Consider the following 23,893-nt stretch of genomic DNA (forward strand, 5'->3'; position numbering starts at 1 on the left):
CACCATGAGCACCCTCACGCACGACGACTGGCAGCAGCGTGCCGCCCAACTCCGGCCGGAGACAAGGGCGTTCATTGACGGCGAGTACGTCCACGCCGCCGACGGGCGCACCTTTTCCGACATCGACCCCGCGACCGGTAAGACCGTCGCCGACGTCGCCCGCTGCGGCGCCGCGGACGTCGACGCGGCCGTGCGGGCCGCCCGTGCCGCCTTCGAGGACGGCCGCTGGTCCAGGGTCGCGCCCGGCGAGCGCAAGCGCCGGCTGCTCCGGCTCGCCGAGCTGATCACGGAGCACGGCGCGGAGCTGGCGCTGCTGGACACCCTGGACATGGGCAAGCCCATCACCGAGACGCTCACCGTCGACGTACCGGGCGCGGCCGGCTGTTTCGCCTGGCACGCGGAGGCCGTCGACAAGCTGTACGACGAGGTGGCACCGACCGCGCCGGGCACCCTCGCGACGGTCCGCCGGGTGCCGCTGGGCGTGGTCGGCGCGGTGGTGCCGTGGAACTTCCCGCTGGACATGGCGAGTTGGAAGCTGGCGCCCGCGCTGGCCGCAGGCAACAGCGTCGTACTGAAGCCCGCCGAGCAGTCCCCGCTCTCCGCACTGCTGCTCGCCCGGCTCGCGACCGAGGCCGGCATCCCCGACGGCGTACTGAACGTCGTCCCGGGCTTCGGCGAGGAGGCGGGCCGGGGGCTCGGCCGCCACCCCGATGTCGACGTGCTCGCCTTCACCGGGTCCACGGCCGTCGGCAAGCTCTTCCTCTCCTACGCCGCCGAGTCCAACCTCAAGCAGGTCTGGCCCGAGTGCGGCGGCAAGAGCCCGAACCTGGTCTTCGCCGACGCCGACCTGGAGGCCGCCGCCGAGAAGGCCGCCTGGGGCTTCCTGTACAACTCGGGCCAGGTCTGCTCCGCCAACACCCGCCTGCTGGTGGAGAGTTCCATCGCGGAGGAGTTCACCGCCCGGGTCGTCGACCACGTACGGCAGTGGCGGCCCGGCGATCCGCTCGACCCCGCGACCGTGCTCGGTCCGCTGGTCGACGAGGCGCAGGCGAACCGCGTACTGGGCGCGGTGGAGAGCGCGCGAGCCGCGGGCGCGACGGTGGCCTGCGGCGGCACCCGCCCTGACCGCCCCGGCGCGTACCTCGACCCGACCGTGGTGACCGGACTGACGCCGGACGCGCCGCTGGCCCGCGAGGAGCTGTTCGGCCCGGTGCTGGCCGTGCTGCCGTTCGGGGACGAGGCCGAGGCGGTGCGGCTCGCCAATGACTCGCCGTACGGGCTGGCCGCCTCGGTGTGGACCCGGGACATCGGGCGCGCCCACCGCGTGAGCGACGCACTGCACGCCGGGACGGTGTCGGTGAACACGGTGGACGCGCTCGACCCGGTGACGCCGTTCGGCGGCTTCAAGCAGTCCGGCTTCGGCCGCGACCTGTCGCTGCATTCGTTCGCGAAGTACACGGGGCTGAAGACGACATGGATCCAGTACGCATGACGCATCGTCAGCAGATGGTGTGCGAGGAGATCGCGCGGCGCGCCGACGACCTGGTCGCGCTCACCACCACCCTCGTCGGCTTCGACACGACCGTACGGGGGTCGGCGGGCGAGCCGGCGCGGGACGAGGCGGACCTGCAGGAGTTCCTGGCCGGGCGGCTGCGTGCCGCGGGCGCGACGGTGGACGTGTGGACGCCGGGCCCCGGGGACCTGCCGGAGTCGCCGCAGACCCCGCCGCGGCTGGGCTTCGACGGACGGCCGCAGCTCGTGGCGCGGTTCGCCGGTACCGGCGGGGGCCGCAGCCTGCTGTTCAACGGGCACATCGACGTGGTGTCGGCCGAGCCGCGCGGCGACTGGGCCTCCGATCCGTTCCGGGCCGAGGTGCGGGACGGGCGGCTGTACGGGCGCGGCACGTGCGACATGAAGGGCGGTATCGCGGCCGCGGTGGTCGCCGCCGAGGCGCTGGCCGCGCTCGGCATCCGGCTGCCCGGCGATCTGCTGATCAACACGGCGACCGACGAGGAGTGGAACGGCGCGGGCACGCTCGCCTCGGTCGGATACGGGGTGCGCGCCGACGCCGCCGTCGTGCCCGAGCCCACCGACCTGAACGTGGTCACCGCCCAGCGCGGCATCCTCGGCGGGACGGTCACGGTCGCGGGGCGGCCGGGGCACGCCGAGTTCCCGCCCGGCGACTGGCGGGCGGGCGGCGCGGTGAACGCCATCGAGAAGACGCTCCCGGTGCTCGACGCGGTGCGGGAGCTGCGCGAGCAGTGGGCGGCGGACCCCGCGCACCGCCACCCGCTCCTCCCGCCGCCGTCCATCGTGCCCACGATGATCAAGGGCGGCGAGTGGTGGGTCACCTACCCCGCCTCCTGCGAGGTCTGCCTGGACGTCACGTATCTGCCCGTGCAGGCGGACGGCGGCGGCTGGGCGAGCCGGGTCCGTACGGAGATCGAGGAGACCGTACGGAAGGCCACCGGGGCCGACGGGTGGCTGGCCGCGCATCCGCCGGTCTTCGCCTGGGACACGGAGCTGGCGCCCGCGGAAGTACCGGGTGATCACGCTCTGGTGGCCGCGCTGACCGGGGCGGCGGGCGGTCTCGGCCGCGCCCCCCGCGTCGTCGGCGAGCCGTCCTGGACCGACGCCGCCACCCTGACCCGCTTCGGTGGCACCCCGGCCGTGTGCCTGGGCCCGACGGCCACCCGTCCGGACGGCTCCCCCACTCTCCACACCGTTGACGAATACATCGAGGTCAGCGACCTGGTCGCGACCGCGCAGACGCTCGCGCTGACCGCACTGACCATGACCACGACGACGACCACGACCACCGAACCTCCGAAGGGGACAGCATGAACCACGCCGAACTCGCCGCCGCCGACCGGGCCCGGATCATCCACCCGTACCTCCCCTCCTCCGTCGAGGAGCGCGTCGTGATGACCGAGGGCTCCGGCTGCCGGCTCACCGACGCCGAGGGCCGCTCGTATCTCGACGCCACCGGCGGGCTCTGGCTCGCGCAGATCGGGCACGGCCGCGAGGAGGTGGCACGGGCCGCCGCCGAGCAGATGCGGAAGCTGGAGTACTTCACCAGCTTCTGGGAGTTCTCCAACGACCGGGCGATCGAGCTGGCCACCCGGCTGACCTCGCTCGCGCCCGAGGGCCTGGGCCATGTGTACTTCACCTCCGGCGGTTCGGAGGGCAACGAGGCCGCGATCAAGATGGCGCGCTACTACCACCACCGGCGCGGCGAGTCCTCGCGCACATGGATCCTCGCGCGGGACAAGGCCTACCACGGCATCGGCTACGGCGGCGGCTCGGCGACCGGCTTTCCGCTGTACCACGAGGGGTTCGCGCCGATGATGCCGCACGTCAGCCACCTGACGCCGCCGTGGCCGTACCGCAGCGAGCTGTACGGCGGCGAGGACCCGTGCGACTTCCTGATCCGGGAGCTGGAGGAGCGGATCGCGGAGATCGGGCCCGGCAACATCGCGGCGATGATCGGCGAGCCGATCATGGGCGTGGGCGGGATGCTGGTGCCGCCGGCGGACTACTGGCCGCGGGTGCGCGAGGTGCTGGACCGGCACGGCATCCTGCTGATCTTCGACGAGGTGGTGACGGCGTACGGGCGGGTCGGCGAGTGGTTCGCGGCCCAGCACTTCGGGGTCACGCCGGACATCATCGTCACCGCCAAGGGCATCACGTCCGGCTACACGCCGCTGGGTGCGCTGCTGGTCGGGGACCACGTGGCGGAGCAGCTGCTGCGCGAGCACGGCTTCCCGATGGGCTACACGTACAACGGCCATCCGGTGGCCGCGGCCGTGGCGCTCGCGAACCTCGACATCATCGAGCGGGAGGGGCTGCTGGCCCGCGCGGTGGAGATCGGGGGTGCGCTGCACGGCGAACTCCAGGCGCAGCTGGGCGACTTGCCGGTGGTCGGCGAGGTGCGGTCGGTGGGCATGATGCTGGCCGTCGAGCTGGTCGCGGACAAGAAGACGCGCGCGCCGCTGCCGGTGCGGCCCGAGCGGATGCCGCACGATGTGATCCGGCGCGAGACGGGCGTGATCGTACGGGACTCCGCGCACAGCATCGTGCTGTCCCCGCCGCTGATCATGACGGAGGCGGAGGTGAAGGAAACGGTGACCGCGATGCGGTCGGTGCTCGCCCGCACCCTGCCGACCGGCGAGATCCGGGACTGATCCACTCCTCCGCAACCGGCCACGACTGGAAGGGCGCACTGCCGTGTCCGTACCACCCACCAGATCCGCACCCGCACCACCACCTCCTCCGCCTGCCCCTGAGACCGTCCCCCATCTGCACCGCAGCCTGCGCCGGTTCGACATCATGGCGATGGGTGTGGCGGCCGTCATCTCCTTCGACGTGCTGGGGCAGATCGCCGCGGGCGGGGGCGAGGCCGTCACCTGGATCGCCGCGATCGCGGTGGGCTTCCTGCTGCCGTACGCGCTGGTCTTCGCCGAGACGGGGGCGGCTTTTCCGCAGGAGGGCGGCCCGTACGTCTGGGTGAAGCTGGCGTTCGGGCGTACCGCCGCGGCGCTCACCACCCTGTTCTACTGGGTCACCAATCCGGTGTGGCTCGGCGGTTCGCTGGTCTTCGTGGCCGCCGAGTCCTGGGACGGCTTCGTCTCCCCGCTCGGCTCCGGGACGGTGGCCGACTACGCCTTCAAGCTGCTGTTCATCTGGGCGGCGATCCTCACCGCGATCGTGTCGCTGCGGCGTGGCAAGTGGATCACGACGGCGGGCGCGGCGGCGAAGGTGCTGGCGCTCGCCGTCTTCTCCGGCACGGCCGTGGCGTACGGCGTCGAGCACGGTTTCCACGGCCTGGACCACGCCTCCTTCGCCCCCTCCGCGGTCGGCTTCCTGGGTCTGGTGCCGGTGCTGCTCTTCGCGTATGTCGGCTTCGAGGCGCCGAACGCGGCGGGCGACGAGATGCACGATCCGCAGCGGGACGTCCCGGTCTCCATCGGGATCTCCGGGCTGATCGCGACGTGCTGCTATCTGATTCCCGTACTGGCGATCCTCTCGGCGGCGCCGGCCGGGCAGGTGACGGGCATCGGCGGGTTCATGGACGCGGCGCGGCTGGTCTTCGGCGTGTACGGGGGCTGGAGCGGGCCGCTGCTGACGACGGCCGCCGTGCTGTTCGTCTTCGCGCTGCTCACGCAGGGCAGTGCGTGGATGATCGTCAGCGACCGGATGCAGGCGATGACGGCGGCCGACGGCGGGTTCTTCAGCCGGGGCCTGGGCGCGTTCCACGAGCGGCTGGGCACGCCCGTCCGTATGAACCTGCTCTCCGGGATCACCGCGACGCTCTTCATGGTCGCCGCGATGCACCTGGCGTCCGGGGACGCCGCCGCGGTCTTCGGCGTCGTCCTGACGGTCGCGATCACCACACTGCTGCTGTCGTACCTTGTGATCGTCCCGTCCCTGATCCGGCTGCGCCTCCGCCGCGCGGAAGTACCCCGCCCGTACGAAGTGCCGTTCGGCACCCGCGGCTTCCTGGTGTACGCGTCGCTCGTCTACGCCTGGATCGTGCTCGGCTCCTGGGTGGCACTGTTCCCCGGCACCCTGGAGCACCTCGTCGGCCTGCACTACGACTTCGCCGACACCTGGGGCGTCTCCCGCGCCACCTTCGAGACCTTCACCCTGGGCACGGTGGTCCTGCTGCTGGCCGTGGGCGTTCTCGGCCTGCGAGGCGGGCGCGAGCGCGGCTGAACCGGTCCGACGCGGCGGCCGTCCCCGGTCCACCGGGGGCGGCCGCCGCGTCGGGTTATGAGCGGTATAGGAATTCCGGTGGTTCTGCCGCGGGGCGTCGCGGTGTTCTCTGGTGGGGCAGGGCGGCGCGACCGGCCGCCGACTTCGACCTCAGGGGTGGAACCGCACATGAAGGAAGCTGGTGCCGAGCGGCGGACCGAGCGGCTGACCGTCAACGGGCGCGGCTACGCCTGGCCCGCCCGGCCCGTCGTCGTGGTGTGCATCGACGGCAGCGAGGACGCCTATCACGAGCGGGCCATCGCCGACGGCCGGATGCCGTTCCTGGAGCGGATGCTGCGGGACGGCAGCGATCTGCGCGCGGACTGCACGATGCCGTCCTTCACCAATCCCAACAATCTGTCGATCGCGACCGGGGTGCCGCCGTCGGTGCACGGGATCTGCGGCAATTACTTCTACGACCCGGCCGCCGACGCCGAGGTCATGATGAACGACCCCGAGCTGCTGCGGGCGCCGACGTTGTTCGCGGAGTTCTCGCAGGCCGGCGCCAAGGTCGCGGTGATCACCGCCAAGGACAAGCTGCGCCGGCTGCTGGGCAAGGGCCTCAAGGACGGCATCTGCTTCTCGGCCGAGAAGGCCGACCGCGTCACGCAACAGGACAACGGCATCGAGAAGGTGCTGGAGCGGGTCGGCATGCCACTGCCGTCGGTCTACAGCGCCGAGCTGAGCGAGCTGGTGATGGCGGCGGGCGTGGACGTGCTGGAGCGGGACCGCCCGGAGCTGACGTATCTGTCGCTGACGGACTACATCCAGCACAAGCACGCGCCCGGCTCTCCCGTCGCCAACGACTTCTACGCCATGCTGGACGGCTATTTCGCGCGGATCGACGCACTCGGCGCCGTGCTGGTCGTCACCGCAGATCATGGGATGAACGCCAAGAGCGATGGCGACGGGGACGCTCAAGTGGTGTTCCTGCAGGACGAGTTGGACGCACGGCTCGGCGCGGGCGCGGCACGGGTCGTGCTGCCCATCACCGACCCGTACACCGTGCACCACGGCGCGCTCGGCTCGTACGCGACGGTGCACCTGCCGCAGGGCGCGGATGCCGACGCGCTCCGCGCCGAACTCGCCCGCCTCGACGGCGTGTCCGAGGTGATGGGCCGGGAGCGGGCCCGCGTCCGCTTCGAGCTGCCGGGCGACCGCATCGGCGAACTGGTCGTCATCGCCGAGCGCAACACGGTACTGGGCACGACGCCCGCTCGGCACGACATCTCCGGCTTCAAGGAGCCGCTGCGCTCGCACGGCGGACTGACCGAACAATGCGTGCCGTTCCTGGTGAACGCGCGGGTCGGGCCGGTCCCCCAGGGCCACCGGCTGCGTAACTTCGACAGTTACTGGGTGGGCACGTCGGTGGCGGCGGGAGTGCCGCTCACCGCCTGACCCACTGTCAGCCCACCCCTCTTACGGACGACCCACCCCCCATACGGACGCACCACCCGGCCCCGGCGTGCCGCCGAGGCGCGCGCCGGGGCCCCGTCATGCCCGAATCCAGGCCGAGGGACAGGACACGCCATGGCCGACCTCGCACCGCAGTCCGTACCGCCACAGCCACCCGAGCAGCCGCCGGGAGGCGTGCTCAGCACGCGGGAGGCGCTGAAGGGGATGACCCGCTGGCGCCGGCGGATCTTCGCGGTCACCTGGCTCGCGTACGCGGGCTTCTACTTCGTCCGCCAGGCGTTCTCGGTCGCCAAGCTCGGCATCCTGGACGATCCTCTGGTGAGCGGGGTGCTGACCGAGCAGGTGCTCGGCGTGCTGGACGCGGTGTACCTCGCGGCGTACGCGGCCGGGCAGTTCCTGTGGGGCATGTGGGCCGACCGCTTCGGGCCGCGGGTGGTGGTCGCCGGCGGCATGGTCGGCGCGGTGCTCGCCGCGTGCGCGATGGGAGTCAGCAGCGCCGTGCTGGTGTTCGGCGGGGCGATGGTGCTCCAGGGGCTGGCGCAGTCGACGGGCTGGGCGCCGCTGTGCAAGAACATGGGCAGCTTCTTCACGGTGCGCGAGCGGGGCCGGGTGCTCGGCATCTGGAGCAGCAACTACGCGTTCGGCGGGCTCGCGGCGCCGCCGTTCCTGGGCTGGTGGGCGTACGAGGTCTTCGACAGCTGGCACGCGGCGTTCCTCGCGGGCGCGGCGACGCTCGCCGTCGTACTGGTGCTGTTCCTGGTGTTCCAGCGGAACACCCCGCAGGACGTGGGGCTGCCGGACCCGAACCGTACGGAGGAGGAGTCCGCGGCGGGCGACCAGGCGTCGGCAGCGCCCCGCCAACCCGCCCTGGTCCTCTACAAAGAAGCGTTGCGCGACCGCATGGTGCTGACGCTGGGCGCCGCGTACTTCCTGCTCAAGCCGGCCCGGTACGCGATCCTGCTGTGGGGCCCGGTGATCGTCAGCCGGCGGCTGCCGGAGGTCGGCAACGTGGGCGCCACGCTCATCCCGGTGGCGTTCGGGGTCGCGGGCGTCCTCGCGCCGATCCTGATCGGCTGGGTCTCCGACACCGTCTTCCGGTCCCGCCGGGTGCCGCCGTGCGTCCTGGCGCTGGGCCTGCTGACGGTGGTACTGGCGCTGTTCATGCCGCTGACGGCGACCGGCAACGCGGCGGTGATGATCGCGGTGCTGGCGGTGATCGGGCTGGCCGTGTACGCGGCGGACGCGATGATCAGCTGTGTCGCGGCGGTGGACTTCGGCAGCGCCGGCGGCGCGGGCACGGCCGCGGGGCTGGTCAACGGCTGCGGCTCGGTGGGCGCCATCCTCGGCGGCCTGCTGCCCGGCTTCCTCTCCGGCACCGCACTCTTCTACGGCTTCGCGGGCGCCGCGCTGCTGGCCGGTCTCCTGCTGCTGCCGCAGTGGAACCGCGTACCGGCCGCGGCTTCCTGAGCCACGCTTCTCGCAGGTCCATCCACAGTGCACCACCACTGAGAGGGGATCACTCATGGCGAACCGTGCCACCCACCGGGCCGACACCGCCGTCGTCGGCGGCGGCATCGTCGGACTGGCGCACGCCCTCGCGGCCGCCAAGCGCGGCGACCGCGTCGTCGTCTTCGAGCGCGACGACCACTCCGTCGGCGCGTCCATCCGCAACTTCGGCATGATCTGGGCGGTGGGCCAGCAGCGCGGCGCGGTGTACGAGCGCGCCCTGCGCAGCCGCGAGATCTGGCTGGAGGTGGCGACCAAGACCGGGCTGTGGGCGGCGCCGACCGGCTCGCTGCACCTGGCGCACCGCCCCGACGAGGCCGCGGTGCTGGAGGAGTTCGTCGCGACCACGCCGGCGGCCCGGGAGCGCGGTACGGAGATGCTGTCCGCCAAGGAGGCGGTGGCGCGCAGCCACGCCGCGCGTCCGGACGGACTGCTGGCCGCGATGTGGAGCCCGACGGAGCTGAACGTCGACCCGCGGCACGCGATCCCGGCGGTCGCGGCGCACCTGGCCGAGGAGTACGGCGTGGACGTGCGCTTCGGCGCGACGGTGCGCGGTATCGGTATGCCGACGGTGTCGACCACGGCCGGCGACTGGCGGGTGGACCGGGTCTTCGTCTGCAGCGGCAACGACTTCGAGACGCTGTACCCGGAGGTGTTCGCGGCGAGCGGGCTGGTCCGCTGCAAGCTGCAGATGCTGCGGACGGGCGTGCAGCCCGGCGGGTGGCAGCTGGGTCCGATGCTGTGCGGTGGGCTGACGCTGCTGCACTACGCGGCGTTCGAGGACCTGGCGGCGCGCGCCGCGCTGGACGCGCGGATGCGGGCCGAGCTGCCGTTCCACCGGGACAACGGCATCCACGTACTGCTGTCGCAGACGGCGGACGGGCGGCTGACGATCGGCGACAGCCATGCGTACGCCACGACCCACGACCCGTTCGAGAGCGAGGAGATCAACGCGGCGATCATGGCGTACCTGGCGGGCTTCGCCCGGCTCCCGGACACCACGATCACCGAACGCTGGTCCGGCTTCTACCCGTCCCTGCGCGACGGCCGCACGGAGCTGGTGGTCGACCCGGAGCCGGGCGTGACCGTGGTCAACGGCGTCGGCGGGGCCGGGATGACGCTGTCCTTCGGGCTGGCGGAGGAGAACGTCGCGGCGCGCTGAGCGGCCGTACCGCGCTGAGCGGGTACGCGGGCGGGCCCGGCGGAATCCTCCGCCGGGCCCGCTCCGTGCGTGCGCCGTGGACCGTACGGTCCCGTCGGGATCAGACAGCCGGGGCCGGGTAGGTCGGGTACTCCACCCCGGAGACGTGCTGGACGACGCGGATGACCTGGCTGGAGTAGCCGAACTCGTTGTCGTACCAGAGGTAGAGGATCGCGTTGTCGCCCTCGACCTTGGTGGCGCCGGCGTCGACGATCGAGGCGTGCCGCGAGCCGATGAAGTCGTTGGAGACCGCGTCGGGGGCGCTGGTGAAGTCGATCTGGCGGCGCAGCGGCGAGGTCAGCGACACCTCGCGGAGGTGATCGAGGACTTCCTCGCGGGTGGTCTCGCGGGCGAGCTGCAGGTTGAGGATCGCGATCGAGACGTCCGGGACCGGGACGCGGATCGAGCTGCCGGTGATCTTCGCCTTGAGGTCGGGCAGCGCCTTGGCGACGGCGGAGGCGGCGCCGGTCTCGGTGATGACCATGTTGAGCGGCGCGGAGCGGCCGCGGCGCTCGGACTTGTGGTAGTTGTCCAGCAGGTTCTGGTCGTTGGTGAACGAGTGGACGGTCTCCACGTGGCCGCGCACGACGCCGTACTCGTCCTCCATCGCCTTCAGCGGCGGGACGATGGCGTTGGTGGTGCAGGACGCGCAGGACAGGATCTGCTCGTCCGGCTTGATGGTGTCGTGGTTGACGCCGTGGACGATGTTCGGGACGTCGCCCTTGCCCGGGGCGGTCAGGACGACCTTCTCGACGCCGGGGCGCAGGTGCGAGGACAGGCCCTCGCGGTCGCGCCACTTGCCGGTGTTGTCGATGAGGATGGCGTCCTTGATGCCGTACGCCGTGTAGTCGACCTCGGAGGGGTCGTTGGCGTAGATCACCTTGATCTCGTTGCCATTGGCGATGATCGTGCTGTTCGCCTCGTCAACGGTGATCGTGCCCTGGAACTGGCCGTGGATGGAGTCGCGGCGCAGCAGCGAGGCGCGCTTGACGATGTCCTGGTCACCGCCGCCGCGGACGACGATGGCCCGCAGCCGCAGGCCGTTGCCGGAGCCGGCCTTCTCGATGAGCAGACGGGCGACGAGGCGGCCGATGCGGCCGAAGCCGTAGAGGACGACGTCGCGTCCCTCGCGGCACTCGATCTTGTTGGCGCCCGTGGCACCGGCGACGGCCTCGGCGGTGAACGCCTCCACCGACAGACCCCGGTCGTCCGCGGCGTAGGTCTCGGCGAGCCGGCCGATGTCGATCTGGGAGGGGCCGAGGTCGAGCGTGGTGAGGGCCTGCAGGAACGGCAGCGTCTCGGTGACCGAGAGCTCCACTCCGGCGATCTGCCGGGCGAACCGATGAGTCTTGAGGATGCTGACCACCGACTTGTTCACCAAGGAGCGGCTGTGGAGGAGGACGGTGACGTCCCGCTCCCGGTGCAGCTTCCCGATGATCGGGATCATCGACTCCGCGATCTCCTCGCGGTTCTTCCAGTTGGTGAACGAGTCGTCGTTGACAGTCACAGGCTTATCTCTCGATCGAGCTAGGCGGTGCTCACATGATAAACCCCTCTTCTTCTGATCTTTTCACCGGTCCCCCTGGGCACTCCTGCCCCGCAGCCGCCTAGTAGCTAATGCAGGCGGAGTGCCACTCCGTGTAGAAGTCCCACACCTGCGGCGAGCACTCCGGCGGGCCGTACTGGGACGCCTTCGCGCCGACGTGCGGGAGGTGCGCGTACGCGCCCACGCCCGGGCGGTTCACGTGCAGCATCCCGGCCTCGAAGCGCTCGATGGCCTCGAAGGCGCGGGACTGCGAGGCGGTGAAGATCGTGCCGGACATGCCGTACTTGACCGAGTTCGAGATCCGCATGGCGTCGTCGAAGCCGTCCGCGTCGACGACGGCGAGCACCGGCCCGAAGACCTCCTCCTGGGCCAGCTCGCTGTCCCAGGGCACGTCGCGGATCACGGTGGGCTGGACGTAGCAGCCGTCCGGCAGGCCCTCCCCGGTCGCCCGGCCGCCGCCGCACAGCACCTTGCCGCCGTCCCGCTGCGCCCCGGCGACGGCCGCCAGCGCCGCGTCCAGCCGCGCGGTGTTCACCACGGGGCAGATCTGCGAGGCGGGATCGTCGCCCGGGCCGACCTTCATGCCCGCCACCCGGGCCACCAGCCGGTCCAGGAAGGCGTCCCGCACCCGGACGTCGACGACGGCCCGGCTGGTGGCGCTGCACCGCTGCCCGGCCTGCCCGAACGCGCCGTGCACGACGGCGTTCACGGCGCCGTCCAGGTCCGCGTCGTCCAGTACGATCACCGCGTTCTTGCCGCCCAGCTCCAGCTGCGTACGGAGCAGCCGGTGGGCGCCGCCGGTGTGGATGGCGGTGCCGACGGGCAGCGAGCCGGTGAAGCTGATGCCGGCCACGGCCGGGTTCGCGACCAGCGCCTCGCCCGCCGCGACATCGCCCTGCACGAGGTTGAGTACTCCGTCGGGCAGTCCTGCCTCGTGGAACACCTCGGTGAGCAGGGCCGCGGTGAGCGGGGTGAGCGGCGAGGGCTTGAAGACGGCCGTGCAGCCGGAGAGCAGGGCCGGGGCGACCTTCCACATGGGGATGGCGAGCGGGAAGTTCCACGGCGAGACCAGCCCGACGACGCCGATGGGGCGCCGGAAGGTGTACGCGAACGTGCGGTCCTCCTCGGCGGGCGCGGTGACGCCGCCGAGCAGCCGCGCCTGGCCCACGGTGAAGTCCAGTACGGCGCGGGAGCGGGCCACCTCGCCGCGGGCCTCGCCGAGGAGCTTGCCCTGTTCGCGGGTGATGGCGCGGGCGAATTCCTCGGCGCGCTCGGTGAGGAGGCGGCCCGCCTCGGCGAGGATCGCCGCGCGGCGAATGGGGCCCATGGCGCGCCAGGCGGGCAGGGCCGCGGCCGCGGCGTCGGCCGCGCGGTCCACGTCGACGCCGCCGGACTCGGCGAACTCGCCGAGCTGATCGCTCAGGTCGGCCGGGTTGATGTTCGTACGGGTCTGCCCCGATTCGGCCGGGCTCCACCGACCGTCGATGAAGTTCAGCAGGTGATGTGCCGCGAGGGGCTGCCGCCCCGATACGTCTGCCATGCCTCGTCCCTTCGCCGGACATTCGCCGGACAACTGTCGCCACTGGGCTGCCGCCAGGCTGTCCCAGCGAAGGTCGCCGCACCATCCGGGAATTGGCAATGCCCCCGATAGCGCTCCCCTATCTGGCACCGTGGCGGCGGGCGCGGCTGGCACCCTGCCGCGCGCCGCGCGGTGCCGTGCGTACGGACAGATCACGGACAGATCCCTGACCTCAGGAGGCTCGATGACCCGGCCGTTCCGTTTCGGTGTCAATACGCTCGCGATCGCCTCGGGCGGTGAGTGGCGCGCCAAGTGCCGCAGGGCGGAGGCGGCCGGCTACGACGTGCTGCTCGTACCGGACCATCTGGGCATGCCGGCCCCCTTCCCCGCGCTGGTGGCGGCGGCCGAGGCCACCGAGCGGCCGCGGGTGGGCACGTTCGTACTGAACACCGGCTTCTGGAACCCGGCGCTGCTGGCCCGCGAGGTGGCCACCACCGACGCGCTCACGGGCGGCCGCCTCGAACTGGGTCTGGGCACCGGGTACGTGCGTGCCGAGCACGAGTCGGCGGGGCTGCCCTGGGGCGGTCCTGGCGAGCGGGTGGACCACCTGACCCGCACGATCGAGGAGCTGGACCGGCTGCTGGGCGACCCGGAGCACGTCCCGCACGCCGTGCAGACGCCCCGGCCGCCGCTGCTGATCGGCGGCAACGGCCCACGGATGATGCGGCTGACGGCGCGGCACGTGCAGATCGCGGCGTTCCAGGGCGGCCGGCAGGCGCCCGGGAAGCCGGAGGGCACGCTGGAGCTGGCCTCCGCCGAGCAGATGGACGCGACGGTCGCCCGGTACGCGGAGGCCGCGGCGGACCGCGCGGAGCCGGCCGAGCGGAACATCCTCGTACAGCGCGTGGTGATCACCGGTGACCGCAGGGCGGCGGCCCGTGAGTTCGCCGCGCAGGACATCGGCCTGGACGAGGAGCAGCTGCTGGACGCGCCGACGCTGCTGTTCGGCACGGTCCGGCAGATCGCCGACCAGCTCCGCGAGCGCCGGGAGCGGTACGGCTTCTCCTACGTCACGGTGCTGGACGCGGCCCTGGAGACGTTCGCCCCGGTCATCGAGGAGCTGCGGGGCAGCTGAGCCTCCGGGCCCGCGTGCACGGGGTCAGCGCACCACGAGCCGCAACGGCAGCGACTCCCACGCCCGCAGCGTGTTGTTCAGGTGCCGGCGCGGCGGGCCCGCCGGCTCGATCCGGGCGACGCGTTCGGCGAGCGCGGTGAGCAGGGCCTCGGCCTCCAGGCGGGCGACGTGCTGGCCGACGCACTGGTGGAGCCCCATGCCGAACCCGACGTGGCCCGAGGGGTCGCGCGCCACGTCGAAGCGGTCGGGGTCCGTCCAGCGCCGCGGGTCCCGGTTCGCTGCACCGAGGAACATCAGGATCTTCTTGCCGTCCGGGATGACGGCCCCGCCGATGCCCAGGTCCGCCGTGGCCGTACGGAAGAAGGTCTGTACGGGCGACTCCCAGCGGACCGCCTCGTCGAACGCGATCCGCGCGGCGCCCGGCTCCGCGCGCAGCCGCTCCCACGCGCCGGGGTGGGTCGCGACGGCGTGCAGTACGGCGGCGAGCGCGTGCACGGTCGTGTCGACGCCCGCCGAGAGGAGGGAACGGACGATGCGCGGCGCCTGGTCGTGCGTGATGTCGCCGCGGTCCGCCGCGGCCCAGATCGCCGCGCCGAAGCCGGTGTCGTCCAGCGCCTCGCGCCGGCACTGCCCGTCGACCCAGGCGGCGTGCCGGCCGATGGCGCCGGCGCCCGCGCGGACCAGGTCGTTGTCCGGGCCGAAGGAGTTGAAGAGGTGGTCGCCGTACGGCAGCAGGTGCGCGCGCCCGTCCTTGGGCAGGCCCACCGCGTCGGGGAACACCCGCAGCGGGAAGGCCTGGGCGAGCGCGGGCACCGCGTCCAGCTCGCGGGCGCCCGCGGCCCCCGCCAGCACCTCGTCGACCAGCCGCCGGGCGTCGGCGTGCCAGGCCTCGCGCAGCCGGCGCAGCGCCCGGGGGCCGAGCACCCGGCTCAGGACGGCGCGGGGTGCGTCGTGGTGGGGCGGGTCGGCTTCGAGGAGCAGGCTCGGCGGGCGCCAGGGCGGCTCGTACCGGAAGTTGCTCAGCCCCACGCCGGCCGCCGACTGGAATCCCTGCCAGTCGGTGAGGGCGGCGTGCACGTCGTCGTAGCGGCCCATCGCGTAGACGTCGTACTTCGTGAGGTGGACGAGCGGCCCGGCGTCCCGCAGCCAGGCGTGGAAGGCGGTGGGGTCCGCGAGGACGTCCCGGCCGAAGGGATCGGCGTCGGTGCGCGGCAGCGGCTGAGTGACGGTCATGGTTCCTTCTCCCCTCACAGGTCCAGGTCGAGGCGGTCGGAGCAGGCGCGCGAGACGCACGGGAACATGGCGTCCCCGCGCGCCCGTTCGGCGTCGTCGAGGAGAGCGTCGCGGTGGTCGGGCACGCCGGCCAGCACCGTGGTCTCGCACGTGCCGCAGGTGCCGCGGCCGCACGAGGAGAGCACGGCGACGCCGGCGGCCCGTACGGCTTCGAGGACGGTGCGGTCCGGTGTGACGGTGACGGTCAGGCCCGAGCGCCGCAGCCGTACCTCGAAGGGCGCGTCGCGTACGGGCGCCTGCTCCCGGGGGACGAAGCGTTCGGTGCGCAGCAGGCCGGTCGGCCAGCCGGTGCACAGCCGTTCCACCGCGTCGAGCAGCCCGGGCGGCCCGCAGCAGTAGACCTTGGTTCGCCCGTCCGGGCGGGGCAGCGCGGCGGCCAGGTCGAGCGGGCCGTGCGTGTCCTGCGGTACAAGGGTGACCGCGTCGCCGTACGCGGCCAGTTCACCGGTGAACGCCATGGTGGCGCGGGTCCGGCCGCCGTAAAGGAGCCGCCAGGGGGTGCCGGTGAGCTGTGCCTGGTGGATCATCGGCAGGAGCGGGGTGATGCCGATGCCGCCGGCGAGGAAGAGATACCGCTCGGACGGCGCGAGCGGGAAGTTGTTGCGCGGACCGCCGACCGCGACCGTGTCGCCTGCCGCGAGCTCGTCGTGGACGCAGGCGGAGCCGCCGCGCCCGGCGGGCTCGCGGAGCACGCCGATGCGGTACTGGTAGGGATCCCAGCGGTCGCCGCACAGCGAGTACTGGCGCGTGCGGCCGCCGGGCAGGACGAGGTCGATATGGGCGCCGGGCGTCCAGTCCGGCAGCCGGCGGCCTTCGGGGTGCCGGAGCGTCAGCGTCACGACACCATCGGCGGCGCGCGTCTTCTCCGCCACGCGCAGACTGATCAGGGAGTGAGCGGGGCTCATCGTGCTCCTCTCTTCGATGCGCAGAGGATGCGCCGTGGAGAGAGGAGCCGACGAGACCGGTTCCCATTGAATGGGCGTTTTACGGGCGTTGGCCGACCGCCCGGTCCGATTCGGGCCCTCAGCGCGTCGGCCCCGCCAGGGTTCGTTCCACGGCGCGGGCGGCCAGTTGGAGGGGGCGGATCGGGGAGTGGGCCGTGTCGTCGTTGGGGACGACGCAGCCGAGGGCGGCAGCCACCCGGCCGCCGGGGCCGCGTACGGGGACGGCGACGCCGGCCGCGTCCTCGTGGAGGTGTCCGGCGCACAACGCGTGGCCGCAGCGCCTGATCTCCGCGAGCGTGGCGCGCAGAACCCTGGCGTCGGTGAGGGTGTGGCCGGTGTAGGCGGGCAGCGGGCCGCCGAGTACCCGTTCCTGGAAGTCCGCCGGGGCGTGCGCGAGGAGGACGAGGCCGGTGGACGAAGCGTGCAGCGGGAGCCGGCCGGCGATCCTGGTGATGTTGACGACCGCGCCGGGCGCGGTGAGCCGTTCGACGAAGAGCACTTCAGCGCCATCGAGGACGCCGAGCTGGGTGGAGTGGCCGATGACGGCGTGCAGGTCGGCCATGAACGGCATGGCCGCCTCGCGCAGGGTCAGCGTCGGCGAGGCGCGCTGCGCCAGCTCCCAGAAGCGGACGCCGATGCGTACCCGGCGCCGCCCGTCGCGGCGCAGCAGCCCGTGCTGCACCAGCTCCTCGACGAGGCGGCCCGCCGTGGCGCGCGGCAGCCGGGCGCGGCGGCCGATCTCGGTCACGGTCAGCGCCGTGGCCTCCGGGCCGAAGGCCTCGAAGATGCGCACGGCCCTGGTGAGGAGCGATTCACCGCTGGACGACCTGGCCATCCGCTCATCATGCCCGGCCCGCCCCCCGTACCGGTACAGGCACCGCTTCCAGTACGAGCACGGCGAGGTCGTCGTCGATCGGGTCGGGGCTGAAGTCGTGGGCCGCCTGCCGCACCCGCTCCGCCACGGCCGTGGCGCCCAGGCCCACGCAGCCGCCGAGCACCTCGGCCAGGCCGTCGTTGTCGTCCAACTGCCGGTTGCCCCTGCGGCGTTCGGTCACGCCGTCGGTCACGCACAGCAGCGTCTCGCCCGGCGCGAGGTGGAAGGAGTTCGCGCGGAACTCCGCGTGCTCGTCGATCCCGAGCAGCATCTGCGGTTCCGCGGCCGTCGTCACCGTGCCGTCCGCCGACAGCCGCAGCGGCAAGGGGTGTCCGGCGCTGGCCATGGCGAAGCGCGCGCCGCCCGAGACGGCGTCGGGCTCCAACTCCCCGTACAGCAGACTCAGGAACCGGGAGCCCGCCTGCTCCCCGCCGACCGTCACCGCTTCCGTGCTCTCCTCCGCCATGGCGAGGTTGAGCCGGCCGAGCAGGGCCTCGACGCCGTGGCCCTCGCGTGCCAGCAGCCGTACGAGGTGGCGGGCCAGGCCGGTGACGGACATCGCCTCCAGGTCGTGCCCGCACACGTCGCCGAGCAGGAAGCACCATCGGCGGTCGCCCCTGGGGAACAGGTCGTAGAAGTCGCCGCCGACGCTCTGGCCCTCGCCGAAGGGCTCGTAGACGAGCGCCGTATCGATGCCCGGGATGGCCGCGAGGGAGGTGGGCAGCTGCCTGCGCTGGAGCGAGTGGCTGATGTCCGCCTGCCGCGTGTAGTGACGGGCCGTGACCACTCCCTGGGCCACCCGTCGTGCCACGTCCTGCGTGAGGCGTACGACGTCGCCGGTCATGCGCGGCAGTCCCGCTCGGCCGATGAGCAGCGCGCCGTGCCACCGGCCGCCCGCGACCAGCGGGAACATCAGCGCCGAGCCGCTCGGCTCGGTGGCGTCCGCCGCCTCCGGCCAGGGCCAGGCGATGCCGGTGGTGCTCAGCGTGGCGGGCGGCGGGCGGTCCTCCTCCAGGGCCTGGCGGAGCGTACGGATGCGTTCCTCGTCCCGGTGCCAGACGCGGGAGAGCCGCATCCGGCCCTGGGGGGTGGTCAGCCATACGCCGCACCAGTCGGCGAGCCTGGGCACCAGCAGCTGTCCGGTGAGCGCCGCGATCATGTCCTCGTCCAGCTGCCCAGTGAGCAGCTCGCTGACCTCGGCGAGGAAGGACTGCCCTGCGGAGTCGGCTGCCTCGGGGGCCTGGGCGCGGCGGTCGGGCGATACGGCGCCGTGGGCCGCCGCCGCGAGGTGGTCGTCGCGGCCGGGCCGGGCCTCCATGGGGGTGGCCAGCCGGAACCACACGGTTTTCTCGGTGTGCCGGCAGGTCACGCCCCAGGATTCGGCCAGCGCGCGCAGCAGCCGCAGGCCGTGGCCGTGCAGGTGGTCCCGCAGGTCCTGCCCGTCGTGATCGGCGCCGGAGGGCTGGCGGTCCACCACTTCGACCACGACACCCACGTGCCGCGTCCCGCCCGGCGTGGGCGAGGCGGGGAAGCCGTCCCCAGTGTCGAGGCGGCAGCCGACCTCGATCTCGAATCCGCCGTGCGCGGTGGCGGCGGTGGTCAGCTCGCTGACGAGGAGGACGGCGTCGTCGGCGAGTCCGCCGCTGATCACCGGTGTCCCGGGGAGGGCCGGTGCGGCCAGTCCGGCGAGGGCGACGCGCAGGAATCTGCGGGCCGCGGAGGGCGCGAGCGCGTTGGCGGGCAGCCGGATCCGCGGCGTGGAGTCCCGCAGGTCGGAGGTGGTCTCCACAGGCGGCTCCCGGCTCGGTTCCGGCGCTGAGGTCAATGAATGTAGCGTAAATCGCCCCAGAGGGGTACATATGGCTTTATTGCTCGATTGAGGACATTCCATTATGGAACGCGCTTCGGACACCGCGCCGGACACCGATACTGGGGCGCCGGACACCGCGCCCGGGACCGCCGGGCCCGCCGACCGGCCCGGCGCCGCCCAGGACGAGCGGATGCTGCGCGCGGCCGAACTGCGACCGCTGCTCGCGGCGATGAACGCGGTCCGTGACGGCGATTTCACCGTACGCGCGGACGGTGCCTACGAAGGTGTCACCGCGGAGATGGCGGAGGCGTTCAACCAGATCGTCACGCGGAACGCGCACCTGGCCTCGGAGCTGCAGCGGGTACGCCAGGAAGTGATCCGGGAGGGCCGGCTGGACGAGCGGCTCGCGGCCAGTCCGGGGCACGGAGCCTGGACCACGAGCGTGGACGCGGCCAATACGCTCCTCGAAGCGCTGGTCGTGCCGGTCGGGAACGCCACCCGCGTACTGGACGCGGTCGCGGACGGCGATCTGACCCAGCGGGTCGAGCTGCACGACGGAAAGCGACAGCTCCACGGCGATCTGCGCCGCCTCGGGCGCGGCGTGAACCGCATGGTGGACCAGCTCTCGCTGTTCACCGGCGAGGTGACCCGGGTCGCCCGCGAGGTGGGCACCGAGGGACGGCTGGGCGGCCGGGCGAAGGTACAGGGGCTGTCGGGCGACTGGCGTCATGTGACCGAGGCCGTCAACGCGATGGCCGCGCGGCTGACCGCGCAGGTCCGCGACATCGCGGTGGTCACCACGGCGGTCGCCCGCGGCGATCTGACCCAGCAGGTCACGGTCGAGGCGACCGGTGAGCTGCTGGAGCTGAAGCTCACCGTGAACACGATGGTCGACCAGCTGCGGGCGTTCGCGGACGAGGTCACCCGGGTCGCCCGCGAGGTCGGCACCGAGGGGCAGCTGGGCGGCCGGGCCCATGTGGCGGGCGTCTCCGGCGTGTGGAAGAACCTCACCGACAACGTCAACTTCATGGCGTCGAATCTGACCTCGCAGGTACGCAACATCGCCCAGGTGACCACGGCGGTCGCCAACGGCGATCTGAGCCAGAAGATCACGGTGGACGCCCGGGGCGAGATCCTGGAGCTGAAGTCGACGATCAACACGATGGTCGACCAGCTCTCCGCCTTCGCCGACGAGGTCACCCGTGTCGCCCGCGAGGTCGGCACCGAGGGCCGGCTCGGCGGCCGGGCCCAGGTCCGCGGCGTCTCCGGCGTGTGGAAGGACCTGACGCAGAACGTCAACTCCATGGCGGACAACCTCACTTCGCAGGTACGCAACATCGCGCAGGTCGCCACCGCCGTCGCCCAGGGCGACCTCGGCAAGACGATCACGGTGGAGGCGAAGGGCGAGATCCTGGAACTGAAGTCGACGATCAACACGATGGTCGACCAGCTCTCCGCGTTCGCCGACGAGGTCACGCGAGTGGCGCGCGAGGTGGGCACCGAAGGGAACCTGGGCGGACAGGCACAGGTCCGCGGCGTCTCCGGGGTGTGGAAGGAGCTGACGGACAACGTCAACTTCATGGCGCTGAACCTGACTTCACAGGTGCGCAACATCGCCCAGGTGACCACGGCGGTCGCCGACGGCGACCTCTCGAAGAAGATCACGGTGGACGCCCGGGGCGAGATCCTTCAGCTCAAGGACACCGTGAACACGATGGTCGAGCAGCTGCGCGCGTTCGCCGACGAGGTCACGCGGGTCGCCCGCGAGGTCGGCACCGAGGGCCGGCTCGGCGGCCGGGCCCAGGTCCGCGGCGTCTCCGGGGTGTGGGAGGACCTGACGGAGAACGTCAACTTCATGGCGGACAACCTCACTTCGCAGGTGCGCAACATCGCGCAGGTCGCCACCGCCGTCGCCCAGGGCGACCTGTCGAAGAAGATCGATGTCGACGCGCGCGGCGAGATCCTGGCGCTCAAGACGACCATCAACACGATGGTCGACACGCTCTCCTCGTTCTCCTCCGAGGTGACGCGGGTGGCCCGCGAGGTCGGCAGCGAGGGCCAGCTCGGCGGCCAGGCCCGGGTCGAGGGCGTCTACGGCACCTGGAAGCGGCTGACCACCGGCGTCAACGAGCTCGCGTCGAACCTCACCACCCAGGTACGCGCCATCGCCGAGGTGGCGAGCGCGGTCACCCAGGGCGACATGTCGCGCTCCATCACGGTCGAGGCGAAGGGCGAGGTCGCCGAACTGAAGAACAACATCAACCTCATGGTGTCCAACCTCCGCGAGACCACCCGCGCCAAGGACTGGCTGGAGTCCAACCTCACCCGCATGGCCGCCCTCATGCAGGGCCACCGCGATCTGGTGGAGGTCGCGGGACTGATCCTCAGCGAGCTGACCCCACTGGTCAACGCGCAGTTCGGCGCGTTCTTCCTGGCCGAAACCGGCGCGCGCCCCGGCGAGGGCCTCCAGTTCATCGCCGGGTACGGCACCGACCAGGCCGGCGGCGAGAGCCCGCTCCCCGGCTCCGGCACCCCGGGCCGCGGCCTGATCGCCCAGGCGGCGAAGGAGAAGAAGCGCATCCTCGTACTGGACGCCCCGCCGGACTACATCACCATCAACTCCGGGCTCGGCGCGGCGCTCCCGGCCAGCATCGTCATCGTCCCCATCCTCTTCGAGGGCGAGCTGCTCGGCGTGATCGAGCTGGCGTCGCTCAGCAGATTCAGCGCTGTGCACCTGGCCTTCATCGACCAGTTCGCCAACACGATCGGCGTCTCGTTCAACACGATCATCGCCAACTCCCGTACCGAATCGCTGCTTTCCCAGTCCCAGCGGCTCACCGCCGAGCTGCGCGAACGCTCCGACGAGCTCCAGCGCTCCAACGCCGCGCTGGAGGAGAAGGCGGCGCTGCTGGCGACCGCCTCGCAGTACAAGTCGGAATTCCTGGCGAACATGTCGCACGAGCTGCGCACGCCGCTCAACTCGCTGCTGATCCTCTCCCGGCTGCTCGCCGACAACCCCGACGGCCATCTCTCCGAGCAGGACGTGCAGTTCGCCGCCACGATTCACCGCTCGGGATCCGACCTGCTCCAGCTGATCAGCGACATCCTCGACCTGTCGAAGATCGAGGCGGGCCGGATGGACGTCCACCCGAAGGAGCTCTCCCTCGACAAGCTGCTCGACTATGTGCACGCGGCCTTCCGGCCGCTGACCGTCGACCGCGGGCTCGGCTTCGAGATCACCGTCGGCGACGACGTACCGCACGAGCTGTACTCCGACGAGCAGCGCCTCCAGCAGGTCCTGCGCAATCTGCTGTCCAACGCGGTGAAGTTCACCCACTCCGGCGGTGTGGAGCTGCGCGTCGAGCGGGTGCCGGGCGAGGAGTTCGCGGAGGAGACGCTGCGGAACGCGGAGGCCGTCGTCGCGTTCCGCGTCAAGGACACCGGCATCGGCATCTCCCCCGACAAACTCCCGGTGGTCTTCGAGGCGTTCAAGCAGGCCGACGGCACCACCCATCGCAAGTACGGCGGGACCGGCCTCGGCCTGTCCATCAGCCGGGAGATCGCCGGGATGCTCGGCGGCCGGATCGAAGCCGAGAGCGAGGTCGGCGTCGGCTCCCGATTCACCCTGTACATCCCCGCGCGCCACCCCGACGGCGTGGAACTCCCGGCCCCGGAGGACGGTCTGCGCCCGGTGGCGGAACCGAGCCGGGTGACGGAGCCGAGCCCGGTGACCGAGCCGAGCCCGGTGACGGAGCTGCGCCCAGTGGAGGTGCCGAGCGAGGACGCCTGGCCGCAGACGACGCGGCTCAAGGAGTGGCTCAGCGGGCGCCCGGGGCGGGTGCTGGCCGGGCGCCGGATCCTCATCGTCGACGACGACATCCGCAACGTCTTCGCCCTCACACACGTACTGGGCCGGGTCGGCATCACCGTGAAGTACGCGGAGAACGGCCGCGAGGGCCTGGAGGTCCTGCAGCGCACGCCCGACGTGTCCTTGATCCTGATGGACATCATGATGCCCGAGATGGACGGCTACGAGACCATTCGCGCCATCCGCGGCACCCCCCGGCTCGCCGATCTGCCGATCATCGCGCTCACCGCCAAGGCCATGCCCGGCGACCGCGAGAAGGCGATCGAGAGCGGCGCCTCCGACTACGTACCCAAGCCCGTGGACATCGACCGCCTGCTGTCGGTGATCTGCGCGCTGCTCGACCCGCAGACCGGCACGGCGTCACCGGACGACGGCGACGGTGCGTCGCAGGACGATGCCGGCGACGCGCCGAAGGGCAGGCCATGACCACCGTCGCGCCCGACCAGTGCAGCATCCTCCTCGTCGACGACATGGAGGAGAACCTCGTCGCGCTGGAGGCCGTACTCGGCCCGCTCCACCAGAAACTGGTCCGCGCCCGCTCGGGGGAGGAAGCCCTGAAGGCGATGCTGCGCCAGGATTTCGCGGTGGTGCTGCTGGATGTCGTGATGCCCGGCATGGACGGCTTCGAGACCGCCGGCACCATCAAGCGTCTCGATCAGACCAAGGACGTGCCCCTCATCCTGGTGACCGGCGCCAACCCCGAAGCGGACTACGCCTACCGGGGATACGCGGTCGGCGCCGCCGACTTCCTCACCAAGCCCGTCGACCCGTGGATACTGCGCACCAAGGTCAACGTCTTCCTCGATCTTTACCGCAAGAACCAACGACTGGCCGCTGCCGCGGAGGAGCCGGGCAGCGGAGAACGGCTGGCGGAGATCGCCCAGCAGCTCGCCCGGATCGAACTGCTCCTCCGCAACACCCCGCCCCCCGACCCCGCGGCCATCGCCGACCGCGTCGCGGAAGTGGCCCGCTCCGTGGACGGCCTGCGGGGGAACGGCGACTGACGGGCCGCACACCCGGGACCCGG

At 72.1% G+C, this 23,893-nt stretch carries 16 protein-coding genes; 10 read left to right on the top strand and 6 right to left on the bottom strand.

What is annotated here, in order from left to right; genetic code table 11:
- The first annotated feature begins 4 nt into the window (after positions 1-4).
- From ACZ4MH_RS00490 to ACZ4MH_RS00520, 7 genes are all read left to right on the top strand, one after another.
- Entirely contained in the window at positions 5-1,492 is a 1,488-nt protein-coding gene (locus ACZ4MH_RS00490; protein ID WP_351586673.1) for an aldehyde dehydrogenase, read from the top strand.
- Complete coding sequence (locus ACZ4MH_RS00495; RefSeq protein ID WP_351586671.1) at positions 1,489-2,844, top strand: ArgE/DapE family deacylase; 1,356 nt, start codon at positions 1,489-1,491, stop codon at positions 2,842-2,844. The genes ACZ4MH_RS00490 and ACZ4MH_RS00495 overlap by 4 nt, the downstream gene beginning before the upstream one ends.
- Positions 2,841-4,184, top strand: a complete 1,344-nt coding sequence (locus ACZ4MH_RS00500) for an aminotransferase family protein (RefSeq protein WP_351586669.1) — start codon at positions 2,841-2,843, stop codon at positions 4,182-4,184. Before ACZ4MH_RS00495 ends, ACZ4MH_RS00500 begins: the two co-directional genes overlap by 4 nt.
- A 43-nt stretch (positions 4,185-4,227) precedes the next feature.
- Entirely contained in the window at positions 4,228-5,715 is a 1,488-nt protein-coding gene (locus ACZ4MH_RS00505; RefSeq protein ID WP_351586667.1) for an APC family permease, read from the top strand.
- A 168-nt stretch (positions 5,716-5,883) separates the two neighbouring features.
- Positions 5,884-7,152 (top strand): phosphonoacetate hydrolase, encoded by a 1,269-nt coding sequence (gene phnA, locus ACZ4MH_RS00510; RefSeq protein WP_351586665.1) that lies wholly within the window; start codon positions 5,884-5,886, stop codon positions 7,150-7,152.
- A gap of 132 nt (positions 7,153-7,284) precedes the next feature.
- On the top strand, positions 7,285-8,637 hold the full coding sequence (locus ACZ4MH_RS00515; RefSeq protein ID WP_351586663.1) for an MFS transporter: 1,353 nt from the start codon (positions 7,285-7,287) through the stop codon (positions 8,635-8,637).
- A 55-nt stretch (positions 8,638-8,692) separates the two neighbouring features.
- Positions 8,693-9,838, top strand: coding sequence for a TIGR03364 family FAD-dependent oxidoreductase (locus tag ACZ4MH_RS00520; protein WP_351586661.1), 1,146 nt, complete (start codon positions 8,693-8,695; stop codon positions 9,836-9,838).
- Positions 9,839-9,938: 100 nt separating this feature from the next.
- Here ACZ4MH_RS00520 and ACZ4MH_RS00525 read toward each other — a convergent pair whose 3' ends face one another.
- The gene (locus ACZ4MH_RS00525) at positions 9,939-11,384 is read right to left on the bottom strand and encodes a glyceraldehyde-3-phosphate dehydrogenase (RefSeq protein ID WP_351586659.1); all 1,446 of its coding nucleotides are present in this window, start codon (positions 11,382-11,384) and stop codon (positions 9,939-9,941) included.
- A 100-nt stretch (positions 11,385-11,484) separates the two neighbouring features.
- Entirely contained in the window at positions 11,485-12,963 is a 1,479-nt protein-coding gene (locus ACZ4MH_RS00530) for an aldehyde dehydrogenase family protein (protein ID WP_351586657.1), read from the bottom strand.
- A gap of 223 nt (positions 12,964-13,186) precedes the next feature.
- Here ACZ4MH_RS00530 and ACZ4MH_RS00535 point away from each other — a divergent pair, with 223 nt between their 5' ends.
- Positions 13,187-14,077 carry an LLM class F420-dependent oxidoreductase gene (locus ACZ4MH_RS00535; RefSeq protein WP_351586655.1) on the top strand — a complete coding sequence of 297 codons (891 nt, stop codon included), beginning with the start codon at positions 13,187-13,189 and terminating at the stop codon, positions 14,075-14,077.
- Positions 14,078-14,101: 24 nt separating this feature from the next.
- Here ACZ4MH_RS00535 and ACZ4MH_RS00540 read toward each other — a convergent pair whose 3' ends face one another.
- The 4 genes from ACZ4MH_RS00540 to ACZ4MH_RS00555 form a co-directional block, all read right to left on the bottom strand.
- A complete protein-coding gene (locus ACZ4MH_RS00540; protein WP_351586653.1) occupies positions 14,102-15,310 on the bottom strand; it encodes a cytochrome P450 in 1,209 nt (402 codons plus the stop codon).
- A gap of 14 nt (positions 15,311-15,324) precedes the next feature.
- Positions 15,325-16,275 (bottom strand): PDR/VanB family oxidoreductase, encoded by a 951-nt coding sequence (locus tag ACZ4MH_RS00545; RefSeq protein ID WP_351586651.1) that lies wholly within the window; start codon positions 16,273-16,275, stop codon positions 15,325-15,327.
- Positions 16,276-16,393: 118 nt separating this feature from the next.
- On the bottom strand, positions 16,394-17,149 hold the full coding sequence (locus ACZ4MH_RS00550; RefSeq protein ID WP_351586649.1) for an IclR family transcriptional regulator: 756 nt from the start codon (positions 17,147-17,149) through the stop codon (positions 16,394-16,396).
- A 7-nt stretch (positions 17,150-17,156) separates the two neighbouring features.
- The gene (locus ACZ4MH_RS00555; protein ID WP_351586647.1) at positions 17,157-18,977 is read right to left on the bottom strand and encodes a SpoIIE family protein phosphatase; all 1,821 of its coding nucleotides are present in this window, start codon (positions 18,975-18,977) and stop codon (positions 17,157-17,159) included.
- Between the two features lie 211 nt (positions 18,978-19,188).
- On the opposite strand from ACZ4MH_RS00555, the gene ACZ4MH_RS00560 reads away from it, so the two are divergent.
- Positions 19,189-23,292, top strand: coding sequence for a HAMP domain-containing protein (locus ACZ4MH_RS00560; protein WP_351586721.1), 4,104 nt, complete (start codon positions 19,189-19,191; stop codon positions 23,290-23,292).
- Positions 23,289-23,870 (top strand): response regulator, encoded by a 582-nt coding sequence (locus tag ACZ4MH_RS00565; protein ID WP_351586645.1) that lies wholly within the window; start codon positions 23,289-23,291, stop codon positions 23,868-23,870. The genes ACZ4MH_RS00560 and ACZ4MH_RS00565 overlap by 4 nt, the downstream gene beginning before the upstream one ends.
- The last annotated feature ends 23 nt before the right edge of the window (positions 23,871-23,893 follow it).

The sequence above is a fragment of the Streptomyces sp. NPDC026301 genome, from assembly GCF_055567935.1.